The organism is Burkholderia sp. BCC1638 (assembly GCF_902833195.1).
GTDB lineage: Bacteria > Pseudomonadota > Gammaproteobacteria > Burkholderiales > Burkholderiaceae > Burkholderia > Burkholderia diffusa.
The window spans coordinates 68,796-94,223 of sequence record NZ_CADFEC010000023.1; the positions used below are offsets into that span (position 1 = coordinate 68,796).

25 protein-coding genes, 1 tRNA gene, 1 other RNA gene and 1 riboswitch are annotated in these 25,428 nt (G+C 67.0%); of the genes, 14 read left to right on the forward strand and 13 right to left on the reverse strand.

Features of this window, described 5'->3' with window-relative positions:
* Nucleotides 1–3: 3 nt before the first annotated feature.
* Nucleotides 4–816 carry an ABC transporter ATP-binding protein gene (locus tag HWX22_RS23565; RefSeq protein ID WP_175916500.1) on the reverse strand — a complete coding sequence of 271 codons (813 nt, stop codon included), beginning with the start codon at nucleotides 814–816 and terminating at the stop codon, nucleotides 4–6.
* Nucleotides 813–1,811 (reverse strand): iron ABC transporter permease, encoded by a 999-nt coding sequence (locus HWX22_RS23570; RefSeq protein ID WP_059820291.1) that lies wholly within the window; start codon nucleotides 1,809–1,811, stop codon nucleotides 813–815. Before HWX22_RS23570 ends, HWX22_RS23565 begins: the two co-directional genes overlap by 4 nt.
* 692 nt (nucleotides 1,812–2,503) lie before the next feature.
* A riboswitch (cobalamin riboswitch) is annotated at nucleotides 2,504–2,757 on the reverse strand.
* A gap of 176 nt (nucleotides 2,758–2,933) precedes the next feature.
* On the opposite strand from HWX22_RS23570, the gene HWX22_RS23575 reads away from it, so the two are divergent.
* The 5 genes from HWX22_RS23575 to HWX22_RS23595 all read left to right on the forward strand — a co-directional run bounded on the left by HWX22_RS23575 (nucleotide 2,934) and on the right by HWX22_RS23595 (nucleotide 5,385).
* Nucleotides 2,934–3,284 (forward strand): hypothetical protein, encoded by a 351-nt coding sequence (locus HWX22_RS23575; protein ID WP_059527607.1) that lies wholly within the window; start codon nucleotides 2,934–2,936, stop codon nucleotides 3,282–3,284.
* On the forward strand, nucleotides 3,281–3,595 hold the full coding sequence (locus HWX22_RS23580) for a cell division protein ZapA (RefSeq protein WP_011885730.1): 315 nt from the start codon (nucleotides 3,281–3,283) through the stop codon (nucleotides 3,593–3,595). Before HWX22_RS23575 ends, HWX22_RS23580 begins: the two co-directional genes overlap by 4 nt.
* A gap of 80 nt (nucleotides 3,596–3,675) precedes the next feature.
* Nucleotides 3,676–3,857: non-coding RNA, 6S RNA (gene ssrS, locus HWX22_RS23585), on the forward strand.
* Between the two features lie 109 nt (nucleotides 3,858–3,966).
* Nucleotides 3,967–4,428, forward strand: coding sequence for an EVE domain-containing protein (locus tag HWX22_RS23590; RefSeq protein ID WP_059527611.1), 462 nt, complete (start codon nucleotides 3,967–3,969; stop codon nucleotides 4,426–4,428).
* A gap of 216 nt (nucleotides 4,429–4,644) precedes the next feature.
* Complete coding sequence (locus HWX22_RS23595) at nucleotides 4,645–5,385, forward strand: SIMPL domain-containing protein (RefSeq protein ID WP_175916501.1); 741 nt, start codon at nucleotides 4,645–4,647, stop codon at nucleotides 5,383–5,385.
* Nucleotides 5,386–5,553: 168 nt separating this feature from the next.
* Here HWX22_RS23595 and lgt read toward each other — a convergent pair whose 3' ends face one another.
* Nucleotides 5,554–6,444, reverse strand: coding sequence for a prolipoprotein diacylglyceryl transferase (gene lgt / locus HWX22_RS23600; RefSeq protein ID WP_059820246.1), 891 nt, complete (start codon nucleotides 6,442–6,444; stop codon nucleotides 5,554–5,556).
* Nucleotides 6,445–6,533: 89 nt separating this feature from the next.
* Nucleotides 6,534–7,451 (reverse strand): LysR substrate-binding domain-containing protein, encoded by a 918-nt coding sequence (locus HWX22_RS23605; protein WP_175916502.1) that lies wholly within the window; start codon nucleotides 7,449–7,451, stop codon nucleotides 6,534–6,536.
* Nucleotides 7,452–7,586: 135 nt separating this feature from the next.
* Between HWX22_RS23605 and ilvD the strand changes: the two genes are divergently transcribed.
* Nucleotides 7,587–9,260 carry a dihydroxy-acid dehydratase gene (gene ilvD, locus HWX22_RS23610; RefSeq protein WP_059820244.1) on the forward strand — a complete coding sequence of 558 codons (1,674 nt, stop codon included), beginning with the start codon at nucleotides 7,587–7,589 and terminating at the stop codon, nucleotides 9,258–9,260.
* Nucleotides 9,261–9,385: 125 nt separating this feature from the next.
* Nucleotides 9,386–9,715 (forward strand): c-type cytochrome, encoded by a 330-nt coding sequence (locus tag HWX22_RS23615; protein ID WP_059692234.1) that lies wholly within the window; start codon nucleotides 9,386–9,388, stop codon nucleotides 9,713–9,715.
* 91 nt (nucleotides 9,716–9,806) lie between these two features.
* Here the strand turns inward: HWX22_RS23615 and HWX22_RS23620 are convergent, their stop codons facing one another.
* Genes HWX22_RS23620 through HWX22_RS23630 form a run of 3 tightly spaced genes read right to left on the reverse strand, consistent with a single transcriptional unit; the run spans nucleotide 9,807 to nucleotide 12,484 of the window.
* Nucleotides 9,807–10,496 carry a DUF2486 family protein gene (locus HWX22_RS23620; protein ID WP_175916503.1) on the reverse strand — a complete coding sequence of 230 codons (690 nt, stop codon included), beginning with the start codon at nucleotides 10,494–10,496 and terminating at the stop codon, nucleotides 9,807–9,809.
* 25 nt (nucleotides 10,497–10,521) lie between these two features.
* Nucleotides 10,522–10,938, reverse strand: a complete 417-nt coding sequence (locus tag HWX22_RS23625; RefSeq protein ID WP_059527631.1) for a DNA polymerase III subunit chi — start codon at nucleotides 10,936–10,938, stop codon at nucleotides 10,522–10,524.
* 34 nt (nucleotides 10,939–10,972) lie between these two features.
* Nucleotides 10,973–12,484 carry a leucyl aminopeptidase gene (locus tag HWX22_RS23630; RefSeq protein WP_059820242.1) on the reverse strand — a complete coding sequence of 504 codons (1,512 nt, stop codon included), beginning with the start codon at nucleotides 12,482–12,484 and terminating at the stop codon, nucleotides 10,973–10,975.
* 122 nt (nucleotides 12,485–12,606) lie between these two features.
* On the opposite strand from HWX22_RS23630, the gene lptF reads away from it, so the two are divergent.
* From lptF to HWX22_RS23645, 3 genes are read left to right on the forward strand one after another with little or no spacing between them, the layout of a single operon-like run.
* Entirely contained in the window at nucleotides 12,607–13,698 is a 1,092-nt protein-coding gene (gene lptF / locus HWX22_RS23635) for an LPS export ABC transporter permease LptF (RefSeq protein ID WP_059820241.1), read from the forward strand.
* Between the two features lie 3 nt (nucleotides 13,699–13,701).
* Nucleotides 13,702–14,850 (forward strand): LPS export ABC transporter permease LptG, encoded by a 1,149-nt coding sequence (gene lptG / locus HWX22_RS23640; RefSeq protein ID WP_175908006.1) that lies wholly within the window; start codon nucleotides 13,702–13,704, stop codon nucleotides 14,848–14,850.
* A 25-nt stretch (nucleotides 14,851–14,875) separates the two neighbouring features.
* Entirely contained in the window at nucleotides 14,876–15,259 is a 384-nt protein-coding gene (locus HWX22_RS23645) for a CbiX/SirB N-terminal domain-containing protein (RefSeq protein WP_059527644.1), read from the forward strand.
* 80 nt (nucleotides 15,260–15,339) lie between these two features.
* Here HWX22_RS23645 and cobA read toward each other — a convergent pair whose 3' ends face one another.
* From cobA to HWX22_RS23675, 6 genes are all read right to left on the reverse strand, one after another.
* Nucleotides 15,340–16,089: a uroporphyrinogen-III C-methyltransferase gene (cobA, locus tag HWX22_RS23650; RefSeq protein ID WP_175916504.1), complete on the reverse strand. Its 750-nt coding sequence runs from the start codon at nucleotides 16,087–16,089 to the stop codon at nucleotides 15,340–15,342.
* A gap of 75 nt (nucleotides 16,090–16,164) precedes the next feature.
* A complete protein-coding gene (locus HWX22_RS23655; protein ID WP_175916505.1) occupies nucleotides 16,165–17,481 on the reverse strand; it encodes a sulfate adenylyltransferase subunit 1 in 1,317 nt (438 codons plus the stop codon).
* A 22-nt stretch (nucleotides 17,482–17,503) separates the two neighbouring features.
* The gene (gene cysD / locus HWX22_RS23660) at nucleotides 17,504–18,466 is read right to left on the reverse strand and encodes a sulfate adenylyltransferase subunit CysD (RefSeq protein ID WP_059468264.1); all 963 of its coding nucleotides are present in this window, start codon (nucleotides 18,464–18,466) and stop codon (nucleotides 17,504–17,506) included.
* Nucleotides 18,467–18,541: 75 nt separating this feature from the next.
* On the reverse strand, nucleotides 18,542–19,285 hold the full coding sequence (locus HWX22_RS23665; RefSeq protein WP_175916506.1) for a phosphoadenylyl-sulfate reductase: 744 nt from the start codon (nucleotides 19,283–19,285) through the stop codon (nucleotides 18,542–18,544).
* Nucleotides 19,282–19,824, reverse strand: coding sequence for a DUF934 domain-containing protein (locus HWX22_RS23670; RefSeq protein WP_059527659.1), 543 nt, complete (start codon nucleotides 19,822–19,824; stop codon nucleotides 19,282–19,284). Before HWX22_RS23670 ends, HWX22_RS23665 begins: the two co-directional genes overlap by 4 nt.
* A gap of 25 nt (nucleotides 19,825–19,849) precedes the next feature.
* A complete protein-coding gene (locus tag HWX22_RS23675) occupies nucleotides 19,850–21,529 on the reverse strand; it encodes a nitrite/sulfite reductase (protein ID WP_175916507.1) in 1,680 nt (559 codons plus the stop codon).
* Between the two features lie 216 nt (nucleotides 21,530–21,745).
* Between HWX22_RS23675 and HWX22_RS23680 the strand changes: the two genes are divergently transcribed.
* From HWX22_RS23680 to HWX22_RS23695, 4 genes are all read left to right on the forward strand, one after another.
* Nucleotides 21,746–22,687, forward strand: coding sequence for a CysB family HTH-type transcriptional regulator (locus HWX22_RS23680; RefSeq protein ID WP_009689198.1), 942 nt, complete (start codon nucleotides 21,746–21,748; stop codon nucleotides 22,685–22,687).
* 64 nt (nucleotides 22,688–22,751) lie between these two features.
* Complete coding sequence (locus tag HWX22_RS23685) at nucleotides 22,752–23,909, forward strand: ABC transporter substrate-binding protein (RefSeq protein ID WP_175916508.1); 1,158 nt, start codon at nucleotides 22,752–22,754, stop codon at nucleotides 23,907–23,909.
* A 95-nt stretch (nucleotides 23,910–24,004) separates the two neighbouring features.
* A tRNA-Leu gene (locus HWX22_RS23690) sits at nucleotides 24,005–24,089 on the forward strand.
* Nucleotides 24,090–24,261: 172 nt separating this feature from the next.
* On the forward strand, nucleotides 24,262–25,326 hold the full coding sequence (locus HWX22_RS23695) for an integrase arm-type DNA-binding domain-containing protein (protein WP_244135275.1): 1,065 nt from the start codon (nucleotides 24,262–24,264) through the stop codon (nucleotides 25,324–25,326).
* Nucleotides 25,327–25,428: the final 102 nt, after the last annotated feature.

Consider the following 25,428-nt stretch of genomic DNA (forward strand, 5'->3'; position numbering starts at 1 on the left):
AGTTCATCGTCGCTCGGGCCACGCGGGCAGCAGCGCGTCGCGGCCGTTCTCGCGGATCAGCACGAGCGGATAGCCGAACGCGTCGCTCGCACGCGCCGGCGTCAGCACGTCGTGCACGGGGCCCGCCCACGCATGGCCGCGGCCGTCGAGCAACAGCGCGTGCGTTGCGTAACGCCGCGCGAGATTCAGATCGTGGCATGAGAACAGCACCGTGCGCGGCCCCGCGTCGAGCCATGCGCTCAGCGCGGTCAGGCCATCGATCTGGTGATGCAGGTCAAGGTGGGCGAGCGGTTCGTCGAGCAGCATCAGCGGCGCGTCCTGGCACAGCGTCGCGGCCAGCGCGACGCGCTGCCGCTCGCCGCCCGACAGCGACAGCACGTCGCGCGACGCGAGTGCGGTCAGCCCGAACGTCGCGAGCGCGTCGCGCGCGGCCGCGCGGTCGCCGTCGCGCTCCCAGCCCCAGCCGCCGAGATACGGAAAGCGGTTGAGCAGCACCGTGTCGAATACCGTCGCGCTGAACGCGTCGTGCAATTGCTGCGGCATCAGTGCGCGGCGCCGTGCGAGCTGTTCGGGCGGCCATGCGGCGAGCGGCCGGCCGTCGATCTCGACGTGGCCGCCGGCCGGTCGCTGCAGGCCCGCGAGCGTCGCGAGCAGCGTCGTCTTGCCTGCGCCGTTCGGCCCCGCGACACACCAGATCTCGCCGGGACGGAACGCCTGCGTGAAGCCGTCGAGCAGCGTCCGTTCGCCGGCCGTCAGCGTGAGGTCGATCGCCGCATAGGTCATTTCGCCGGCAGTGTGCGGTGCTGCGTGCGTCATCGCATCGGTCTCCTCAGCAACATCCACAGGAACACCGGCACGCCGATCAACGCGGTCATCACGCCGACCGGCAATTGCGCGGGCGCGATCGCGGTGCGCGCGAGCAGGTCGGCGGCCATCACTCCGCCGCCGCCCGCGAGCATCGCGGCCGGCAGCAGCATGCGCTGGTCGTTGCCGAACGCGAGCCGCAGCGCGTGCGGCACGACGAGGCCGACGAAACCGATCGTGCCGGCCGTCGTCACCGCGGCCGCTGCGGCCAGCGACGCGACGAGGTAGATCCGCACGCGAACTCGCGCGACCGGCACGCCAAGCGCGAGTGCGGTCGCGTCGCCGCGCAGCAGCACGTTGAGCTGCGGCGCGGCCGGCAGCGCGACGCATGCGGCCACCAGCAGCGCCCCCCATGCGAACCACGGCGCCGTCACGCCGTTCAGGTCGCCCGTCAGCCAGAAGATGATGCCGCGCAGGCGCGCATCGGGTGCGAGCGACAGCAGCAGCGTGACGAGCGCGCCCCACCCGGCCGCGATCACGACGCCCGTGAGGAGCAGCCGCGGCGACGCGTCGCGCGAGTCGCCGCGCCACAGCTCGCGGCGAGCAAGGCCGAGCACGAGCGCGACCGACACGAGCGCGCCGGCGAATGCGGATGCATCGACGAGCCACCACGCGCCACCCGCGATCATCGCGACGAGCGCGAAGCCGGCCGCGCCGCCGGATACGCCGAGCACATACGGCTCCGCGAGCGGATTGCGCAGCAGCACCTGCAGCAGTGCACCGGCCAGCGCAAGCAACGCGCCGCACGCGAACCCCGCGAGCGCACGCGGCAGCCGCAGCGTGCGCACGATGTCGGCGAACAATGCGTCGCCGCCGTGCGGCACGAGCGACGCGAGCGCCTGCCACGGCGACATCGGCACGCTGCCGATCGACAGCGATGCGACGAACAGCAACGCGACCACGGCCGCGAGCGCGGCCCAGATCGCGGTGGCACGCGCGGCGCTCATGCGCCGCACGGCGTCGCGCACGACGCACGATACTTCCGCTGACCGTCGTGGCCGGCCGGGCGCGGCACCGGCGTCGCGCTGCGACGTGTGGCAGGTATACGCAAGCTCGTCATCCTCGTCGAACAGGTTGTTGATGCATGCACGGGCGACCCGCGACCCGGTGATATCGTCGCGCGCGCGGCGCGGATGCCGTGCCCGTGTGCGGCAAAGCGAGCGATGCTCGGCCGATGGCACACAATAGCGCGCGCCACGAACGGCACCCCGATTCCCGCGTTTCGCCGATCGTATCCCGCAAGCGATCGGCCGGCCGAACGTCGGTCGCACCGGCGTGACACGACCACGCCCCATCGAGCCGCACCTGCGTGCGGCCGACATTCTGCGCAATATAGTGGAAGCCGCCGCATCGGGTCGATCGGCATCGCGGTTGCGTCGCCGTCACGCATGATCGGCGCGGTGATCGCGACTTCCGGCGGCAACGGTGCGTCGGCGCGCCGCGCGACAGGTCCCGGCGCCGCAACGACCTGCGTCGTCGATCCGGGCGAGCCAGCCGCCGCCGCGATGCGCACGACGGCGGGATGCGGCACGCCGCGACGTGCGCCAGAGGCCGTGCGGACGATTGGGGTCAGCATCGAAGACAAGTCCCGTGAAGCACTGCGCGCCCCGCTTCCCCGCAGGCCGCGCGTCATGAAGCCGTGCAGGCTCCTCGCCTCGGCCGGTATCCGGGCTGGCGGCGTACCGGCTCGCCTTCCCGCGCGAATCACGCGCAGTGGCCCGCGCCCGCGTGCGACCTGCACGCGAAACGCGCCCGAGCCGGCCTGCGTCGTCCGACGCGGCCGCTTACCGTTGCGGGGGCAGCGCAGGTTGGCGATCTCCATGCGGAGCGCGCGCCCTGCTTCCCGTTTAACCGCGCGACGCACGCGCGAGCACCGAGGCGGCGCCAGTTTAGGAGCGGGTCGCGCGAGCGTCAAGAAAGCGGCCGAACGTATGCCGGGAGCGCGCGGCGAACGCGCCGCAGCCGCGTATTCGCGGCAAGAAGCCGGGGTGTTACGACTGGAAACGTTACAGATGTCGGAATGCGCGTTATTCCGCGCTAAAATGCTGGGTCTTTAGAGGACGCAGCAAATGCTCAACGAACTCGAAACCTTATCTCAAAATATTGGCCGTCTGATCTCGCTGAACAAGCGCTATCACTCGGAACGGCTCGCGCTCGAGGAGCAAGTCGCGCAAATGCGCGCGGAAGCGGACACGGTCCGCGCGGAACTCGCGCAACTGCGCGACGAACGCAACGCGCTCGCGGCCGAGCGCGACACGCTGTCGGCAAAGATCGATGACGCCCAGGTCAAACTGAACGCGATTCTCGAAAAACTGCCGCGCACGAAGAGCGCGGAGCAAGCCGACAACCAGCTCGACCTGCTGGATGCGCAGGCGCGCACGGATGGCGACGACGCGGCCAGCCACGGAGAACATGCATGAGCACCAAGCAGATCGAAGTCTCGATTCTCGGTCAGCCCTATCGGCTCGCCTGTTCGGCCGAGACCGAAGCGGCGCTGCTCGAGGCCGTCGCACGCGTCGACGCCGAAATGTCGAAGATCCGCGCGAACAGTTCGGTGCGCGGCACCGACCGTATCGCGGTGATGGCGGCCCTGTCGCTCGCTTCCGAATTGCTGCGACTGCAAACGAGCGTGCGTCACGGTGAAGCATTTCCGGCGGAAGAAATCCGTCGTACAATGCACCAGATGAACGAACAGCTCGGCGCGGTGCTCGCACAGCACGAGACGCAGTAACGTTTGATCGATGCGTCGATTCCCCTTGATCTCGGCGATCAACGGTGGTCAAATTGGCGCAACGAAACACAGTTCAGTCAGCTTCCCTGCCTGGTTCGCCAAGGTCATATATTCCTTGAACCAATGCCATGTGCACGGTTGCGGAAATTTGTAGCACGGGCGCGCGCGTCACTCTGTCTGATGTACCCGAAGTGCTGCTAACTGCGACCAATTCTGAACCTCAGGTTCAGGATGCCGGCCTAGCGGCCAAGGCGGGGGCCTATCCAACGGCATCGGGGAACCCCGATGCCGTTTCCTTTTTCAGGGTCTGTTTGCATGCGAAACGCGCATGCAAACAGACCTTCATGCCCTTTCTGCGTCGATTACGATCCATGCAATACTGGCTCATGAAGTCCGAACCGGACGAAGCAAGCATTGACGATCTCGCGCACGCGCCGCAGCACTCGCTGCCGTGGACCGGTGTGCGCAACTATCAGGCGCGCAATTTCATGCGCGACACGATGAAGATCGGCGACGGCGTGCTGTTCTATCACTCGAGCTGCCCCGAGCCGGGCATCGCGGGCCTCGCCGAAGTCTCGTCGACGCCCTACCCCGACCCCACCCAGTTCGATCCGAAAAGCCCGTATTACGATCCGAAGTCGACGCAGGAATCACCGCGCTGGCTGCTCGTCGACGTGCGCTTCGTGAAGAAGTCGCCGCTCGTGCCGCTCGCCGCGCTGCGCGAGCATGACGAACTCGCCGACATGCGCGTGCTCGCGCGCGGCAACCGGCTGTCGATCACACCCGTCACGCGCGCCGAGTGGCGCTTCATCACCGAAAAGCTGATGAAGTAGGCGCACACAGTCGGCGCACGCGTCGGTCCACGCAACAGACACACGCCAAAGGTCAAATCCGGTCAACGCGCCGCCGCCACGGAACTCGCGGCGCGTTCGTGCAGCCTAAGCAACCGCTGTCGCCCGATCGGGACGACGGCTGTTTTTTCGTCGCGCGGTACGCCCGCGTCGCGCACGCGTGATCCGCATGCGCGCCCTCGCACAAGGAGTCCAACAATGACCAAGAAATCCGCACTCGCGCTGTCGCTCGCCCTCGCCGCCGCCGTGCCCGTCGCGCTGACGCTCACGTCACCGGCCGCGCACGCGCAAACCGCGAACCCGCACTTTCCGGAACCGGCGGGCGTGCTGTCGCTGTCGTCGCAGGCCAGCGCCGACGTGCCGCAAGACATCATCCACATCACGCTGTTCTACGAACAGCAGGCGAAGGACCCGGGCAGCCTGACGTCCGCGCTCAACCAGTGCGCCGACGCGGCGCTCGCGCAGGCGAAGGGCGTATCGGGCGTCACCGCGCACACCGGCGCGTTCTCCGTGTATCCGAGCACCGATCGCGACGGCAAGATCTCCGCATGGCGCGGCCGTACGGAAGTCGTGCTCGAATCGCGCGATTTCGCGGCGGCGTCGAAGCTCGCGGGCCAGCTGTCGAACCAGATGCAGGTCGCGAACGTCGAGTTCTCGCTGTCGCCCGAAGCGCAGCGCGCGGCCGAGCAGAAGCTCACGACCGAAGCGATCAAGTCGTTCCGCGCGCGCGCGGACGAAGCCGCGAAGGCTTTCGGCTACAACAGCTACTCGATCCGCGACGTGAACGTCGGCGGCAGCCGCAACATGCAGCCGTACCCGCGCATGATGGCGATGGCCGCGGCACCGATGGACAGCGCGAAGATGAGCGCGCCGATCGCGGTCGAAGGCGGCAAGGCGACCGTGTCGGTCACGGTCAACGGCTCGGTGCAGATGAAGTAACGCACGTCCCGCAACGCGCGGCAGATGTGAAGACGCCGGCCTTCGGGCCGGCGTTTTTCGTTCGGGATCCTGCAATCGATGCGCACGCCGATCGTGCGCATCCGCATCGCATCACGCGTCCTGCATCACACAGCTCGCGCATGACGCGACCGCATGACGCATGCAACATCAAGCCGCCACACTCGCCGCGCGGCGACGATACGCCCACACCAGCAGCGCGATGCCCGCGAGAATCATCGGCAACGACAGCCACTGCCCCATCGACAGCCCGAGGGCGAGCAGGCCGAGGAAGTCGTCCGGTTCGCGCGCGAATTCCACGGTGAAGCGCGCGAGCCCGTAGCCGATCAGGAACAGCGCGGATATCGCGCCCATCGGCCGCGGCTTGCGCGAGAAGACGAACAGCACGAAGAACAGCGCAATGCCTTCGAGCGCGATCTCGTAGAGCTGCGAAGGATGGCGCGGCAGCATCTGGTACTGCATGAACACGTCGGCAAGGTGCCACTGCTCGACGAGCGCCGGATGCTTCGGCAGCCATGCCGCGTCGTCGCGCATTGCGCCCGGGAACAACATCGCCCAGGGCGCGTTCGGATCGGTCACGCGGCCCCACAGCTCGCCGTTGATGAAATTGCCGAGCCGCCCGGCCGCGAGCCCCGTCGGCACCATCGGCGCGACGAAGTCGGTGACCTGCAGCCAGTGGCGCTTGCGCTGCCACGCGAACAGCGCCATCGCGAGCGTCACGCCGAGAAAGCCGCCGTGGAACGACATGCCGCCTTCCCACACCTTGAACACGTCGAGCGGATGCGAGAAGTAGAAGTCGGCCTTGTAGAACAGCACGTAGCCGAGCCGGCCGCCGAGCACGGTGCCGAGCACGCCGTAGAACATCATGTCGTCGATGTCCTTGGCGGTCCAGCCCTGCGCCGCGACGTGCGGCAGCTTCAGGCGGATCCGGCCGACGACGATCGCCGCGATGAAGCCGACGAGATACATGAGGCCGTACCAGCGCACGGCCAGCGGCCCGAGATGGATCGCTACGGGGTCGAAATTCGGGTGAATGATCATGGGTTAGCGATGAAGTTTTCGAATGCGGTACGGCGCGCCCACCGGCGCCGCACCGCGCATTGGACGGCGCCGGCGCGCCATCGTTCGCATCATGCGGCGAGACCGTGCGCGCGCACGACGTCGATGAAGCCGGCGAGCACGGGGCTGACATCGCCCGTGCGCCACACGAGGCCCGTCTCGACGACCGGCGCGTCGCCGGCGAGCGGCCGGTAGACCACGCCGGTGCGCCGCAGGTTACGCAACGACTGCGGCACCAGTGCGACGCCCATGCCTGCCGACACGAGGCTGACGATCGTCTGCATCTGGATCGCCTCCTGGCCGATGCGCGGGGTTTCCCCCGCCGCGCCGTAGCAGCCCGTAATGATGTCATAAAAGCCGGGCGCCAAACGACGCGGGAAGATGACGAGCGGCAGCGCGGCCAGGTCGGCCAGACGCACGGGTTCGTCTTCGGGCACGCCGGGCGCCGCGGCCGCCGGCATCGCGACCACCAGCGGCTCGCGCACGACCGGCAGGTACGACAGCCCGGCCGCGTGGCGCGGCGGTACCGGTGGAATCACGAGCCCCGCGTCGATGCGGCCCGCGACGAGTTCGTCGATCTGCACGTCGCTCGTCGCCTCCGCGAGTTGCAGCCGCACCTGCGGATAGCGTGCGCCGAACGCGCGCAGCAGCGACGGCAGCAGCCCGTAATCGGCGGTCGACACGAACGCGAGCGACAGCGAGCCGGCTTCGCCGCGCGCGAGACGCCGCGCGAGCGGCGGCAGCGCGTCGGCCGACGCCAGCAGCCGGCGGACGTCGGGCAGCAGCGCCGCACCGACCGCCGTCAGCGCGACCGAGCGCTTGGTACGCGCGAACAGCGCGACGCCGAGCGCGTCCTCCAGCGCCCGAATCGCTTGCGACAGCGGCGGCTGCGTCATCGACAGGCGCTCGGCCGCACGGCCGAAATGGCGCTCGTCGGCAACGGTCACGAAATAGCGCCACTGGCGCAGATCGGGCGTCGGGTCAGCCATATTTCACTCATTCGCAAAACGACTTAATAAGCGACAAATAATATATTGGACATCCCAAACCGGAAACTCCATTCTTGATTGATCCGAACCGGCGCGCCGTTCGCGGGCGTCGCCAATACAACGATGGAGTCCCCCATGCCGTACAACCGTCGCTCGAAGCACATCACGCAAGGCGTGGCCCGCTCGCCGAACCGCTCGATGTATTACGCCCTCGGCTACCAGAAGGACGATTTCGACAAGCCGATGATCGGCATCGCGAACGGCCATTCGACGATCACGCCGTGCAACTCGGGCCTGCAGCGGCTGTCGGACGCGGCCGTCGCGGCGGTGAAGGCGGCCGATGCGAACCCGCAGATCTTCGGCACGCCGACGATCTCGGACGGCATGTCGATGGGCACCGAGGGCATGAAGTACTCGCTCGTGTCGCGCGAAGTGATCGCCGACTGCATCGAGACCTGCGTGCAGGGCCAGTGGATGGACGGCGTGGTGGTGGTCGGCGGCTGCGACAAGAACATGCCCGGCGGGATGATCGCGCTCGCGCGCCTGAACGTGCCGGGCATCTACGTGTACGGCGGCACGATCCGCCCCGGCCACTGGAAGGGCCGCGACCTGACGATCGTGTCGTCGTTCGAGGCGGTCGGCGAGTTCACCGCGGGCCGGATGTCGCAGGAAGATTTCGAAGGAGTCGAGCAGAACGCGTGCCCGACGTCGGGGTCGTGCGGCGGGATGTACACCGCGAACACGATGAGCTCGTCGTTCGAGGCGCTCGGCATGTCGCTGATGTACTCGTCGACGATGGCGAACCCCGATCAGGAGAAGGTCGACTCGGCCGCCGAATCGGCGCGCGTGCTGGTCGAGGCCGTGAAGCGCGACCTGAAGCCGCGCGACATCATCACGAAGGCATCGATCGAGAACGCGGTGTCGCTGATCATGGCGACCGGCGGCTCGACCAACGCGGTGCTGCACTATCTCGCGATCGCGCATGCGGCCGAGGTCGACTGGACGATCGACGACTTCGAGCGCATCCGCAAGCGCGTGCCGGTGATCTGCGACCTGAAGCCGTCGGGCCAGTACGTCGCGACCGACCTGCACCAGGCCGGCGGCATCCCGCAGGTGCTGCGGATCCTGCTCGATGCGGGGCTGCTGCACGGCGACTGCATGACGATCACAGGCCGCACGATCGCCGAGGAGCTGAAGGATGTGCCGGGCGTGCCGCGCGCGGACCAGAAGGTGATCTTCCCGATCGATCGCGCGCTGTACAAGGAAGGGCATCTCGCGATCCTGAAGGGCAACCTCGCGGAAGACGGCGCGGTCGCGAAGATCACCGGCCTGAAGAACCCGGTGATCACGGGCCCGGCGCGCGTGTTCGACGACGAGCAAAGCGCGATGGACGCGATCCTCGGCGACCGGATCCGCGCGGGCGACGTGCTGGTGCTGCGCTATCTCGGCCCGCAGGGCGGCCCCGGCATGCCGGAAATGCTCGCACCGACGTCGGCGATCATCGGCAAGGGGCTCGGCGAATCGGTCGGCTTCATCACCGACGGCCGCTTCTCGGGCGGCACCTGGGGGATGGTGGTCGGGCACGTCGCGCCCGAGGCCTTCGTCGGCGGCACGATCGCGCTCGTGCAGGAAGGCGACTCGATCACGATCGATGCGCACCGGCTGGTGCTGCAGCTGAACGTCGACGACGCCGAGCTCGCGCGCCGGCGCGCTGCGTGGAAGCAGCCGGCGCCGCGCTACACGCGCGGCGTGCTCGCCAAGTACGCGGCCCTCGCGCGCCCGGCGAACAAGGGTGCCGTCACCGGCTGACGCGGCACGCGGGTCATGCGACCCTATTTCGGACGGCCGCCGGGAAAACGCGCAAAACGCGCTTTCCCTTTGCTTTTATAATGCGCGGACCGTGAAGCCGGCCGTTCCCGCCGGCGGAGAACCGCATGAAACAGACGATATCGCGTGCGCTGCTCGTGGCGCTGCTGACCGGCAGCGCGGCGGCGGCACACGCCGACCAGGCCGGCGACGGACTCGTGCTCGCGCAGCGCAAGAACTGCATGGCCTGCCATGCGGTCGGCAAGCCGCTGATGGGCCCGTCGTTCCATGACATCGCCGGCAAGTACACCGCACGTGCCGACGCCGTCGATTACCTCGCGCAATCGATCGTGAAAGGCAGCGTCGGGGTGTGGGGCGGCGTGCCGATGCCCGCCAATACGCAACTGACGAGCGGCGAAGCGCATACGCTCGCGCAATGGGTGCTGTCGCTGCGCTGAACCGAATGACCGGGCGCGTGCACGCGCGCCATGCTTCTCGTTGCGACAGGAGCCGCGCCCGCGGCACCCGCGCACGAAACGCGCCGTGCGCTCAGGCTGAACGTCCGATCCGGCGGCGAGCGATCTCTTCGTCGACCGCGTCGCGAACCCATTCCATCACTTCGGTTTCGAGCGCCAGCGCCACTTCGCGCGTGATCTGGCCGACCAGCCAGGCCGTATGGTCGTGCAGCGCGTCGCGGCAGCGTGCCTCGATGGCCTCGCGTCCTTCCCCGGTCAGATAATTCGTCAGCCGATTGCGCAGACGCTCGGCGATATGTTGCGCGTCCTCCGGCGTCAGCGCGGCGGCCGCATGCGACTCCGGGGGCACTGCGCGAGCCAGATGATCAGTGGCCAGTTCGTCGGCAGCCGGTGCGACCGCGTGAGACGGCATCGCTTCGCCGGCGTCGCGCGGCATCGCGGCGGCGCCGGCCTGCTGCCCCTCGCCCTCGGCCAGCGCGGAGCGCAACGGCGCCTGCGCCGCAGCCGACTCCTCGGCGACGACGTGCCCGGCGGCACCGGGTTGCGCCGGCGCATCGCTGTCGCCCGGCAGTTCGACGGCCGTGACGTCCGGCGTCGGCACCGGCTCAACCACCACGAATTCGGGGTCGGTTTCCGCGTGTTCCGGCGCGGCGGCATCGTCGCGCGGCTGCGCATCGGTCGCGGACGAACGCGCCGGCACCGGCTTGCCCGGCACCAGCACGTCGGTCAGCGTCGGGATCGAAGAGGAATCGGCTTGTGTCACGGGGACGCTCCGTCGACGGTTTCGGCTAGCTGCCTTGCTTGTAGTTGTTCAGCGCGTATCCGCGATCGCGGTAGAAGCGATAGCGATCGCGGCCCGCGGCCAGCTCGTCCGGCGCATTGCCGACCACCTCGAGCAGGCGCTCGAAGCGGGCGAACTGCGCGGGCACGGCCGCGCCGAGGTTCAGCAGCACGTGGTGATGCGGCGCCTGGTCGAGATCAGCGGTCAGCACGATCGGCGTGCCGGCCGCGTGCGCGCTGTCGACGCCGCAGTGCGGAATGAAATCGAGCGGCGAGAACGTCCAGAGCCGCTCGTCGAGCGCGCGCAGGCGCGCGGGTTCCGCCAGCACGACGACCGGCTGCCCGGCCAGGTAGGCCTTGCGCAGCAGCCGGCATGCGTACGCGAGCGAATCGCCGACGTTCGAATGGAAATCGATTCGCGTCATTGCCCGCGCACCCGCATCGTCGTGAGACCCGCCATCACTGGCCGGCGCGGTCGATCAGGAACTGCGCGAGCAGCGGCACCGGACGGCCGGTCGCGCCCTTCGCCGCGCCGCCCTTCCACGCCGTGCCGGCGATGTCCAGGTGCGCCCACGGATAGCTGTCGGTGAAGCGCGACAGGAAGCACGCCGCCGTCACGGCGCCGGCCGGACGCCCGCCGATGTTCGCGATGTCCGCGAAATTCGACTTCAGCTGTTCCTGGTATTCGTCGTCGAGCGGCATGCGCCACGCCGGATCGTTCGCTTCGCGCGAGGCGTCGAGCAGCTCGCCCGCGAGCGCATCGTCCTTCGAGAACAGGCCGCTGTTGTGGGCGCCGAGCGCGATCACGCAAGCGCCCGTCAGCGTCGCCACGTCGATCACGGCTGCCGGCTTGAAGCGTTCCGCATAAGTGAGCGCGTCGCACAGGATCAGGCGGCCCTCGGCGTCGGTGTTGAGCACCTCGATCGTCAGCCCCTTCATGCTGGTGACGATATCGCCCGGCTTCGTCGCATTGCCGCCCGGCATGTTCTCGCAGGTCGGCACGATCGCGACGACGTTGATCTTCAGGCCCATTTCGGCGACCGCACGCATCGTGCCGAGCACCGAACCCGCGCCGCACATGTCGTACTTCATCTCGTCCATGCCCTCGCCCGGCTTCAGCGAGATGCCGCCCGTGTCGAACGTGATGCCCTTGCCGACCAGCACGACCGGCGCGGCCTTCGCGGCGGCGCCCTGGTAATGCAGCACGATGAACTGCGGCGGCTCGACCGACGCGCGCGCGACCGACAGGAACGAGCCCATCTTGAGCGCCTGGATCTGCTTCAGGCCGAGCACCTCGACCTTCAGACCCCAATCCTTCGCGATCTTCTTCGCGGTGTTGCCGAGATAGGTCGGCGTGCACACGTTGCCGGGCAGGTTGCCCAGGTCGCGCGTGAGGTCCATCCCGTTCGCCAGCGCGACGGCCTGCTTGGCCGCCAGCTTCGCCGCCTTTTCATCGGCCGGATCGACGCTGAACACGACGCGCTTGAGCGTATGCGACGCCGGTTCCGGCTTGCTCTTCATCTGCGTGAAGCGGTAGGTCTCGTTGCGCAGCGCGAGAATCGCCGCACGCACGCCCCAGTCGGAGCCGCGCTCGTCGACCGGCAGCTGAGCGAGCGAGAACGTGACCTGGACGACCTTGGTCGCCAGCAGCGCGCGCCATGCGGCCGTCGCCGCGTCGTTGTAGGCTTTCTGATTGAAAGCATCCTGCTTGCCGAGGCCGACGAGCAGCACGCGCGACGCCCCGATGCCCGAAACCTCGTGCAGGAACAGCGTCTTGCCGCGCTTGCCGTCCATGTCGCCGGCCTTCACCACGCGCGAGATCAGCCCCTTGGTGGCCGTGTCGATGTCGAGCGCCGCGCCCGAGAGAGTCTGCGCCTCGAAGATGCCGAGCACGATGCAGTCGGACTTCCCGGTCAGGAACCCCTTGGCCTCGCCTTTGCTCCAATCACAGCCTTTTATGCTAAAGTCCATCGCGCTTGTCCTCGGATAAAATCTGGGCTAAGGATGAAAGCCGCAATTATCCGCTATTTTTCCCGTGGCGGCGCGAGCGCTCCACCACGCGTGCGCAGCCTCCCGCCCTCTTCTCATCAAGAATGATCTTCGAACGCTCCCTCCAGCGCGAGCTTGCGTATACGGCTGGCGCCGTGTTCATGGTGCTGCTCACGATCATGCTCACGACGATGATGATTCGCATCGTCGGCTATGCCGCGTCCGGCGAAATCGATCCGCGCGACGTGCTCGTGCTGATCGGTCTGACCGTGATCGGCTATCTCGCCGTGATGCTCGTCGTCACGCTGTTCGTGTCGATCCTGTTCGTGCTGACCCGGTGGTACCGGGACTCCGAAATGGTCGTCTGGCTCGCGTCGGGCGTGAGCCTCACGCGCCTGATCAAGCCAATCGGCGTGTTCGCCACGCCGATCGTCCTGCTGATCGCGTTCTTCGCGTTCGTCGGCTGGCCGTGGTCTAACCAGCAGAGCAAGATGATCAAGGCGCGCTTCCAGCAGCGCGACGAAATCTCGCTGCTCGCGCCCGGCCAGTTCCGCGAATCGGCGTCGAACCATCGCGTGTTCTTCATCGAGAAAATGTCGCCGGACCAGAGCAAGGTGCAGAACGTGTTCGTCACGTCGACCGAGAACGGCAAGGTCAACGTCGTGGTCTCGCACACGGGCCACACGGAAACGAAGGACGGCGATCGCTTCGTCGTGCTGGAGGACGGCCGCCGCTACGACGGCACGCCCGGCCAGCCGAACTTCAAGATCATGGAGTTCCAGCGCTACGGCGTGAAGATCACGAGCACGCCGGTCACCAACGTGCCGACTACCAACAGCACGCCGACACCCGACCTGCTGCGCAATCCGACGCGCGACAACCTCGCGGAATTCGCGTGGCGCGCGGGGCTGCCGCTGATCGCCATCAACCTGATGGTGCTCGGCATTCCGCTGTCGTACCAGAACCCGCGCCGCAGCCGCACGATCAACCTCGTGATGGCCGTGCTGATCTATCTCACGTATTCGAACCTGCTGAACGTCGTGCAGGCGCAGATCGAGCAGGGCAAGATGTCGTTCGGCGTCGGTCTCGTCGGCCTGCACCTGGTCGTGGCGGCGATCGTCGCGGTCATCTTCTGGTTGCGCGTGCGCAATCGTCCGCTGTTTACACGCGCGCTGTTCGGCCGCTCGGGAGCATGATCGATGCGGCTCTATGAAAAATACTTCGCGCGGCAGATCTACGTCACGTTCATCTTCATCCTGTTCGCGTTCTCGGGCCTGTTCTTCTTCTTCGACCTGATCAGCGAACTGAACTCGGTCGGGCACGGCAACTACAAGTTCGGCTACGCGGTGCTGCGCGTCGCGCTGCAGACCCCGTCGCGCTTCTACGAGATCATCCCGGTCGCCGCGCTGATCAGCGCGATCTACGTGTTCGCGCAGATGGCCGCGAACTCGGAATTCACGATCTTCCGCGTGTCGGGCCTCGCGACCAACCAGGCGCTGCGCTCGCTGCTGAAGATCGGCATTCCGCTCGTGATCATCACCTACCTGATCGGCGAATTCGTCGGCCCGTACGCCGACCAGCTGTCCGAACGCGTGCGGCTGCAGGCGCTCGGCGCGTCGGTGTCGTCGAACTTCCAGTCGGGCGTGTGGGTGAAGGACACGCTCGCGGCCCGCGAGAACGGCGAGCAGGTCACGCGCTTCGTCAACGTCGGCAGCCTGTCGCCCGATTCGACGATCAGCAACGTGCGCATCTACGAATTCGACTCGAAATTCCAGCTGCAGAACGTGCGGATCGCGGAAACAGGCCGCTACGAACCGCCCGGCCACTGGCTGCTCAAGGGCGTGACGGAAACCGAACTGACGCCGATCAAGCCGATCAGCGGCGAACCGGCCGACGCGCTGAACCCCGTGTACCGATCGCAGCAGGTGACGCTGCCCGAATACCGGCTGCGCTCGGACCTGACACCGCAGATCCTGTCGGTGCTGCTCGTGTCGCCGGAACGGATGTCGCTCATCAACCTGTTCCGCTACATCCAGCACTTGCGCGAAAACCAGCAGGACACGCAGCGCTACGACATCGCGCTGTGGCGCAAGCTGCTCTACCCGTTCGCGGTGTTCGTGATGCTCGTGCTGTCGCTGCCGTTCGCGTACCTGCATACGCGTGCCGGCGTGGTCGGCGTGAAGGTGTTCGGCGGCATCATGCTCGGCATGAGCTTCCAGCTGCTCAACACGCTGTTCTCGCACATCGGCACGCTGAACACGTGGCCCGCGCCGCTGACCGCGGCGACACCGGGCCTGATCTATCTCGCGCTCGGCCTGTTCGCGCTCAAGTGGGTCGACCGGCACTGAGCGCCGTCACGACGGAGGCTTCGACATGAGTTCGCACGGCATCGTCCTGTTCGGCCACGGCGCACGCGATCCGCGCTGGGCCGAGCCGTTCGAGCGGCTCGCCGCGCGGCTGCGCGCGGCCGGCTCCCCTGCCCCGCACGTGTCGCTCGCGTTTCTCGAACTGATGACGCCGTCGCTCGATACGGCCGTTGCCGCGCAGGTCGCGGCCGGCTGCACGCGCATCACCGTGGTGCCCGTGTTCTTCGGCCAGGGCGGCCATGTGCGCCGCGACCTGCCGCAGCTCGTCGACGCGTGCCGCGCCGTGCATCCGGGCATCGAGATCCGCTGCGCGACGGCCGTCGGTGAAGACGACGGCGTGCTCGATGCGATCGCACGCTACTGCATCGACCAGGTCGGCCCCGACGCGTAAGCGAATCGGCGAGCCCAAACAAAAAAGCGCTGGCTTCGGAAGCCAGCGCTTTTTTTACGCCTGCGAACCACGCGCTCGACTCAAGCGGCATCCTGCAGCGCATCACCCTCTTTCACGTGCCGCACGCGTTCGGCGAACGCATCGCCGATCATCAGCAGGCTCGGCTCCGCCGCGTCGAGCCACGCCTGTGCGTCGCCCGCCGCCATCTGCGCAAGCGTGAGCGTCAGCGTGCGTTCGCGCGCGGTGCTGCACGCCTCGACGATCGCGACCGGCGTCGCGGGCGCACGGCCCGCGTCGATCAATTCGCGGGCGATGCCCGGCGCGCTGTCGCGGCCCATGTAGTAGACGATCGAATCGGCGCGCGCGGCCTCGCGAATCTCGTCGCTGCCCGGTGCGCGGCTGTGCGTCGCGAACGCGACGCTGCGCGACACGCCGCGCAACGTCAGCGAGCGCTTCAGCGTCGCCGCGCCTGCCAGCGCCGCGGTGATGCCCGGCACGACCTCGTAATCGATGCCGGCCGCCTCGAGCGCGCGCATTTCCTCTTCGGCGCGCCCGAACAGCATCGGATCGCCGCCCTTCAGGCGCACGACGCACGCATGCTCGCGCGCCGCGTCGACGACCTGCTTGTTGATGAAGTGCTGCGCGGTCGAACGCTGCCCGCAGCGCTTGCCGACCGCGATTTTCCGCGCGTTCGGCGCATAGTCGAGCATCGCCGGCTCGACGAGCGCGTCGTGCAGCACGACGTCGGCTTGCTCGAGCAGCCGCGCGCCACGCACCGTGATGAGGTCCGCCGCGCCCGGCCCTGCTCCGATCAGATACACCTTGCCCATGTTTGTCGCTTCGCTTGTCCTGCTCGTGAACGGCGACCGGCGCGCGCCGCCCGCACGGGCGGCGCTAAACGCCGGTTACGCCGAGAACGCCCGGATCATGCCGGCGGCGACCGTATGATGCGTCGCCTCGTCGATCAGCACGAACGCGCCCGTGCCCGGATGCGCGTCGTACGTGTCGCAGACGATCGGCTTCTGCAGCGTCAGCGACACGCGGCCGATGTCGTTCATCTTCAGTTCCTGGCGGTCAGTCGCGTGCGACAGCGTATGCACGTCGAGCACTTCCTTGACCGCGCCGATCTTCGCGAACACCGTGCTCGTGGTCTGCTTCAGCAGGTATTTGCGCTGCGGCGACAGCGGCGTCTCGTCGAACCAGCACAGGTCCGCCTCGAGCTTCTTCGCCGGCGCGACCGTCTCGGCGGTCGTGACGAACATGTCGCCGCGCGACACGTCGACGTCCTGTTCGAGGCGAATCGTCACCGTCTGGCCCGCGAATGCGTGCGCAACCGACGCGGTGCCGCCCGGCACCGGCGCGACGATCTCGGCGATCGTCGCGGTGCGGTTCGACGGCAGCACGACGATCTCGTCGCCGACCTTCACCTCGCCCGATTCGATCCGGCCCATGTAGCCGCGGAAATCGTCGGCCGAGCTGCCGTCCTGGCGTGCGACCCACTGCACCGGGAAGCGCAGCGCGTCATGCGCTTGCGTCTCGACCGGCAGCGATTCGAGCACGTCGAGCAGCGGCTCACCCGCGTACCACGGCATGCGCTCGCTCGCACCGACGATGTTGTCGCCCTTCAGCGCCGACACCGGCACGAAACGCACGTCCTTCAGGCCGAGCTGCTTCGCGAGCGCGACGTACGCGTCGCGGATCTCGTTGAAGCGTGCTTCGCTGTACTCGACGAGGTCCATCTTGTTGATCGCGACGATCACGTGCTGCAGCGCGAGCAGCTTCACGATCGCGCTGTGACGCTTCGTTTGCGGCAGCAGTTCCGCGACGCCGTTCTCGACCGTCACGCGCGTCGCGTCGACCAGGATGATCGCCGCATGCGCGGTCGATGCGCCCGTCACCATGTTGCGCGTGTACTGCTCGTGGCCCGGCGTGTCGGCGATGATGAACTTGCGCTTCGCGGTCGCGAAGTAGCGGTATGCGACGTCGATCGTGATGCCCTGCTCGCGCTCGGCTTCGAGCCCGTCCGTCAGCAGCGCGAGGTCGATCTCGTCGCCGACCGTGCGCTTGTTCTTCGCGCGCGACAGCGCGGACAACTGGTCGGACAGCACGGCCTTGCTGTCGTACAGCAGGCGGCCGATCAGCGTGCTCTTGCCGTCGTCGACGCTGCCCGCGGTGATGAAGCGCAACACGCCGAGGTCTTCGGTGTTCTCGATGATGCTCATGATGTGAATGTCCTCGTGTGCTTCAGAAATAACCTTGCTTCTTGCGCTGTTCCATCGCGGCTTCGGATGCCTGATCGTCCATCCGGGTCGCGCCGCGTTCGGTGATCTCGGTCACCGCCGTCTCGGCGATGATTTTCTCGACGTCGTCCGCGTCGCTCTCGACCGGGCACGTGCAGCTGATGTCGCCGACCGTGCGGAAGCGCACCTGCGCGAGTTCGCTCGTCTCGCCGTCACGCATCGGCGTGAGAGGCGTGACCGGCACGAGCAAACCGTTGCGGCGCACGATCTCGCGCTGGTGCGCGTAGTAGATCGACGGCAGCTCGAGGTTCTCGCGCGCGATGTATTGCCACACGTCGAGCTCGGTCCAGTTCGAGATCGGGAACACGCGCAGATGCTCGCCCTTGTGCAGGCGCGCGTTGTACAGGCTCCACAGTTCCGGGCGCTGCGCCTTCGGATCCCACTGGCCGAATTCGTCGCGGAACGAGAAGATCCGCTCCTTCGCACGCGCCTTCTCTTCGTCGCGGCGCGCACCGCCGATCAGCGCCGTGTAGCCGTGCTGTTCGATTGTCTCGAGCAGCGTGACGGCCTGCGCGGCGTTGCGCGAATCGGTTTCGCGGCGCAGCACGACCGTGCCGCGCTTGATCGAATCCTCGACGTGGCCGACCACCAGTTCGGCGCCGAGCTCTTGCGCACGGCGGTCGCGGAAGTCGATCACTTCCTCGTAGTTGTGGCCCGTATCGATGTGCACGAGCGGGAACGGCAGCGTCGTCTTGCGGTTCGCGCCGAGGCCGAATGCCTTCAGCGCGAGGTGCAGCACGACGACCGAGTCCTTGCCGCCCGAGAACAACAGCGCCGGCTTGCTGCATTCGGCAACGAGTTCGCGCAGGATGTGGATCGACTCGGCTTCGAGCCAGTCGAGGTGGCCCATGCGGTCGTCGGCGCCGGTGGGCGGGGCAAAGGCGGATTGCTCGAGCGTCGTGCTCATGATTTCAGTCCTTCTCTTCTGGGTTCGTGCCGCCCGCTGTCGCGGGCGGCGCAATATTCGGTTTCTTGTCGGCTTTCAGTGCGCGGCGCCGGCTTCGGCGTTCGCGGGAATCGGCGTGATCGTGATGTGCAGCCCGCATTCCTTCGTGTCGCGCGACTCCCACCACCAGCGGCCCGCCCGGCTGTCCTCGCCGGGGCGGATCGCGCGCGTACACGGCTCGCAGCCGATGCTCGGGTAGCCGCGCGCATGCAGCGGGTTGACCGGCACGTCGAACGCCTTCAGGTACGCCCACACGTCGGCTTCCGTCCAGTCGGCGAGCGGGTTGTACTTCGCGATCCCGCGCGCTTCGTCCTGTTCTTCCTCGTGCAGTTCCGCACGCGTGACCGACTGCTCGCGGCGCTGGCCCGTGACCCACGCGCCGACGTCGGCCAGCGCGCGGTTCAGCGGCTCGACCTTGCGGATGTGGCAGCACGACTTGCGCAGCTCGACGCTTTCGTAGAACGCGTTCAGGCCGTGCTCGGCGACGTACTGGTCGACCGCGTCCTGGCGCGGGTGAAACTGCTCGATCTCGTAGCCGTAGCGCTCGCGCACGCGGTCGATCATGCCCAGCGTTTCCGCGTGCAGGCGGCCGGTGTTCAGCGAGAAGATGCCGATCGACACGCCCTTCGACAGGATCGCGTGCGTGAGCAGCATGTCTTCCGCGGCGAGGCTGCTCGCGAACTTCACCTTCTCGTGGCTCGCGCCGATCTGCGCGAGCAGCGCGTCGAGGCGCTCGACCTTCGCGGCGAGTTCCGGCGTCAGTGCGATCGCGGTGCTCATGCGCTCACCTTGGCGTCGGCCGCGGCATCGCGGCGGCGGAACAGCGGCGCCGGCTCGTCGAACGCGCCCTGGTAACGCTGCGTGAATTCGCCGAACGCGTTCAGCGCGTCGCGGATGTCCTTGTCGGCACGCACCGCGAACGCGTCGAAGCCGCAACGCGACATGTACAGCAGCTGGTCGCGCAGCACGTCGCCGATCGCGCGCAGCTCGCCGGTCCAGCCGTGGCGCTCGCGCAGCAGGCGCGCGATGCTGTAGCCGCGGCCGTCCGCGAAGCGCGGGAAATCGACGGCGATCAGCGAGATCGCACCGAAGTCGGCCACGAGATCGGCCGGCTCGCTGTCCGGCGCGAGCCAAACGCCGAGTTCGTCCTTCGTCTTCGCGGCGACGAGCGCCGCGCGCTCGGCCTGCCACAGGGCGAACGGCACCAGCACCTTGCCGGCCGGCAACGCGTCGACCGCGGGCAGCGCACCGTCTTCCGCCGCGCGCACGACCTGCCATGCGTCGTCGATCACTGCGCGGTTCTTGATAATCGAAGCCATCTGCAAATTCCTTCTACCCGGTTGGTTACGCGTTCACTGCCTGGCGCGCCGCATACACGCGCTCCTTGAACGGTGCGATGCCGATGCGGTCGTACGTGTCGATGAAGCGCTCGCCGTCGATGCGCGTCTCGACGAACGTGTCGATCAGCTTCGCGATCACGTCCGGCACTTCTTCCGCGGAGAACGACGGCCCGATCACGCGGCCGAGGCGCGCGCCGTTGCGGCCCGTGCCCTGCTCGCCGCCGAGCGACACCTGGTACCACTCGGCGCCGTCCTTGTCGACGCCGAGGATGCCGATGTTGCCCACGTGATGATGACCGCACGAGTTCATGCAACCGGAAATGTTCAGCGACAGGTCGCCGAGGTCGTACACATAGTCCAGATCGTCGAAACGCTGCTGGATCGCCAGCGCGATCGGGATCGACTTCGCGTTCGCGAGCGAGCAGAAGTCGCCGCCCGGGCACGCGATGATGTCGGTCAGCAGGCCGACGTTCGGCGTCGCGAAACCGGCCGCCTTCGCCTTTTCCCACACCGCGAACAGGTCGCGCTTCTTCACATTCGCGAGAATCAGGTTCTGCTCGTGCGACACGCGCAGTTCGCCGAGCGAGTACGCGTCGGCCCAGTCGGCCACCAGGTCCATCTGCGCGTCGGTCGCGTCGCCCGGGGCCACGCGGTGATCCTTCAGCGACAGCGTGACGGCGGCATAGCCCGGCACCTTATGCGGCGCGACGTTGCGCTCGACCCAGCGCGCGAACGCCTTGTTCTCGAGCAGGTGCTGTTCGAACGACGCGTCGGTGTCGGCAAGCTTCTCGTAGACGGGCGGCAAGAAGTACTGCGACACGCGGTCGACTTCCGCCTGCGTGAGCGTCGACGGGCCGTCCTTCAGGTGCTGCCACTCTTCCTCGACCTGCTGCGCGAACTTCGCGGGCGACAGCGCCTTCACGAGGATCTTGATACGCGCCTTGTACAAATTGTCACGGCGACCGTAGCGGTTGTACACGCGCAGCACGGCTTCGCAGTAGGTCAGCAGGTGCTGCCACGGCAGGTCTTCCTTGATCACCGCGCCGACGATCGGCGTGCGGCCGAGACCGCCGCCCGCGAGGATGCTCGCGACCACTTCGCCCTGCGCGTTCTTCTTCAGGTACACGCCGAGGTCGTGGATCTGGACGGCCGCGCGGTCGTGCTTCGAGCCGGACACCGCGATCTTGAACTTGCGCGGCAGCCATGCGAATTCGGGATGGAACGTCGACCATTGGCGCAGGATTTCCGACCACGGACGCGGATCGATCTCCTCGTCCTGAGCGACGCCGGCGAACTGGTCGGCCGTGATGTTGCGGATGCAGTTGCCCGACGTCTGGATCGCGTGCATCTGCACCGACGCGAGCTTCGCGAGGATTTCGGGCGTTTCCTCGAGCTGGACCCAGTTGAACTGGATGTTCGAGCGCGTCGAGAAGTGGCCGTAGCCGCGGTCGTGTTCGCGGGCGATGCGCGCCAGCATGCGGAGCTGCTCGCTGCGCAGGTTGCCGTACGGAATCGCGATGCGGTGCATGTACGCGTGGCGCTGCATGTACAGGCCATTCTGCAGGCGCAGCGGACGGAACTCGTCTTCGCTCAACTCGCCCGACAGGCGGCGGCGCACCTGATCGCGGTACTGCGCGACTCGCTCGTCGACGATCGTCTGGTCGTACTGGTCGTACTGATACATTCGGGGACCCCAGGGTTTTCGTGGTGACCGCGCGACGTCCTAGCCACGTCGCGCCCGAATCTCCGTTCCGCCGCCACCGCCGGCCTTCCGCGGCCCGGCTGGATTGCTAATGACGAAAACAGATATCCATATTTGAAAAACTCCGGTGAATCGTAATAAACTCGCCTTATATTTCAAACGACTAAAAAATTCTGTTGATATGCGGAAGGGTTATAAATGAACCTGCACCAATTTCGCTTCGTGCGCGAAGCCGTCCGGCAGAATTTCAACCTCACCGAGGCCGCCAAGGCGCTCTACACGTCGCAACCGGGGGTGTCGAAGGCGATCATCGAGCTCGAGGACGAGCTCGGCGTGGAGATCTTCACGCGGCACGGCAAGCGCGTGCGCTCGCTCACCGAGCCGGGCAGGATCATCCTCGCGTCGGTCGAGCGGATCCTGCAGGAAGTTGAAAGCCTGAAAAGGGTCGGAAAAGACTATGCGGCGCAGGATCAGGGCAACCTGACGATCGCCGCCACCCACACGCAGGCCCGCTATTCGCTGCCGGCCGCGATCGCCGAATTCAAGAAGCGCTTCCCGAAGGTGCACCTGTCGATCCTGCAAGGCAGCCCGACGCAGGTCGCCGAGATGGTGATCCACGACCAGGCCGATCTCGCGATCGCGACCGAGGCGATCGCCGACTACAAGGAACTCGTGTCGCTGCCCTGCTTCCAGTGGCATCACGCGGCCGTGGTCCCGGCCGACCACCCGCTGCTGGAACGCAAGCCGGTCACGCTGGACGATCTCGCGCAATACCCGTTGATCACGTACGACGACGCGTTCGCCGGCCGCAAGAAGATCAACCATGCGTTCGCGCTGCGCGGGCTGTCGCCGGACATCGTGCTGGAGGCGATCGACGCCGACGTGATCAAGACCTACGTCGAGCTCGGTCTCGGCGTCGGGATCATGGCCGACATCGCGTTCAACCCGGAGCGCGACCGCAACCTGCGGCTGATTCCGGTCGGCCACCTGTTCGGCAGCAACGTGACGCGCGTCGCGCTCAAGCAGGGCGCCTACCTGCGCAGCTATGTGTATACGCTCGTGGAGCTGCTGTCGCCGACGCTGAACCGCAAGCTGATCGAACAGGCGCTCAAGGGCGAATCCGAATCGTACGAGCTTTGAAGGACAGGTATAAACACAGGGGCGCAAATCGCGCCCCTTTTTATTGCCCGACGGAGATTCCCGCATGACGCTTCCCGCCCTGTTGCGCCGCGCCGCCGGCGCCGCCCTCGTGCTCGCCTGCGCGGCCGCGCATGCCGATCTGAAGGTCGGCGTCGACCTGTCGTCGACCGGCCCGGCCGCCGCGATCGGCATCACCAGCAAGAACGCGATCCTGATGTGGCCGAAGACGATCGCCGGGCAGCCGCTGCAGGTGACGGTGCTCGACGACGCGTCCGACCCGGGCGCCGCCGTGCGCAACATCCGCAAGCTGGTCGACGAGGATCACGTCGACGTCGTGGTCGGGCCGAACATCACGCCGGCCGCGCTCGCGGCGCTCGACGCGGTGGCGGCCGCGCAGACGCCGATGATCACGCTGGTCGGCTCCGGCGCGATCGTCGAGCCGCAGGAAGGCGCGCGGACCTGGGCATTCAAGATGGCGCAGAGCGACAGCGCGATGGCCGACGTGATGACACGCTACATGACCAACCACGGCGTGAAGACGGTCGGCTTCATCGGCTTCGCGGACAGCTACGGCGACAGCTGGCTGAATGAATTCACACGCTTCGCGGAAGTCCGCAAGATCCGCGTGATCGCGACGGAGCGCTTCAACCGCACCGACGCCAGCGTCACCGGTCAGGCGCTGAAGCTGATCGCGGCGAAGCCGGACGCGATCCTGATTGCGGGCTCGGGCACGCCGGCCGTACTGCCGCAGCGCACGCTGATCGAGCGCGGCTACAAGGGCGCGATCTACCAGACGCACGGGATCGCGACGCCCGAATTCATCAAGCTCGGCGGCAAGGACGTCGACGGGACGCTGTTCCCGACCCAGCCGGTCGTCGTCGCGCGCACACTGCCCGCCGACCATCCGGCCCGCAAAGCCGCGCTCGCGTTCGTCGATGCGTACGAAGCGAAATACGGCGCCGGCACCGTCACGCAGTTCGCGGGCGACGCGGCGGGTGTCTATCCGCGCCTCGCCGACGCGGTCGGCCGCGCGCTCAAGGCCGCGCAGCCCGGCACGCCGGCCTTCCGCGCGGCGCTGCGGCGCGAGCTCGAGCGTGCGCACGAGCTCGTCGTGCCGAACGGCGTCGTCAACACCAGCGACAAGGATCACGTGGGGCTCGATCAACGCGCGAGCGTGATGGGGATCGTGAAGCACGGCCAGTTCGTCTATCTGAGCCAGTAACGCAAGGACGATCGCCGGACAGCTTGCCCGGTGCCCCGTTTTCCGCCATAATCCGCGTTTCGCCGCGCACAATCGCATGCGCGGCCAGGATCAAAGCCCAGGTGGTGAAATTGGTAGACGCAGGGGACTCAAAATCCCCCGCCGCAAGGCGTGCCGGTTCGATTCCGGCCCTGGGCACCATGACATAGTTCCGGGAAATTCCCGGAAGTCCCAAAACCCGCGACAGCACAAGGCTTCGCGGGTTTTTTCATTCCGGCAAAGTGCCGTGTAGTGCGTAGACAGCCGGGGGCAAGCGGGGGCAACATTGGGGGCAACCGATCCGAAGTTGCCTTACCCGTCAGGAGTTGCCCCCGTGCCATTAACCGATACAGCCATCCGGAACGCCAAGCCAGCCGACAAGCCCGTGCGCATGTTCGACGGAGGCGGCCTCTATCTGGAAATCGCCCCGAGCGGGGGCAAGTGGTGGCGCCTCAAATACCGATTTGGGGGCAAGGAAAAGCGCTACTCGCTCGGCGTCTACCCGGAAGTTACATTGGCGACCGCACGGAAGAAGCGCGACGAAGCCCGTGAAAAGCTCGCTGCCGGCATCGATCCGGGTGAAGCGAAGAAGGCGGAAAAAAGGGCCAGCCTGCTCGCGGCCGCCCATTCGTTTGAGGTTGTCGCCCGTGGCTGGATGGCCGAGCGCAAGACGACCGTGGAGCCAGCGCAGCATGCCAAGACGCTCGCCCGCATGGAGAACGATGTATTCCCATGGCTCGGCAAGCGCCCTATCGCTGAAATCGACGCCCCGGAGATACTGGCCGTGCTGAAGCGCGTAGACGGGCGTGGAGCCAGATTTACCGCCCATCGCATCCGCAGCGAGATTAGCCGGGTATTCCGCTACGGCATCAAAGAGGGGCACTGCAAGGCCGATCCGGCCCGCGACCTGGTAGATGCAATCCCGCCCGCGCAGACAACACACTTTGCCTCAATCACTGAGCCGGAGAAAGTGGGCGAGATGCTTCGCGCGTTCGACGGCTTCACGGGCACGTTCCCGGTTCTCTGCGCGCTCAAGCTAGCCCCCATGCTGTTCGTTAGGCCGGGCGAGTTGCGGAAGGCAGAATGGGCGCAATTCGACCTCGACAAAGGCGAATGGCGCTATTTCGTCAACAAAACGAAAACGGATCACCTTGTTCCGCTGGCCGCGCAGGCTGTCACGATTTTGCGCGAGCTTCACGCCCTGACTGGCGAAGGCGTCTACGTGTTCCCTGGTGCTCGCGACCGAAATCGGCCGATGAGCGAGGCCGCTATCAATGCAGCCCTTCGTCGGCTCGGCTACGACACTCGCACCGAGATTACCGGTCACGGCTTCCGGGCAATGGCACGGACGATCCTGCATGAAGAGTTGGAGGAAATGTTTACGCCGACCGGAAATTGAGCCACTTGTAGGGATCGCGCCGACTGAAAACTGAGCCGGGCAATCAACCTATCCTGCTAGTTTTTCAGGCAGGGTGTTTGGGGATGATCCCGATGACCATGA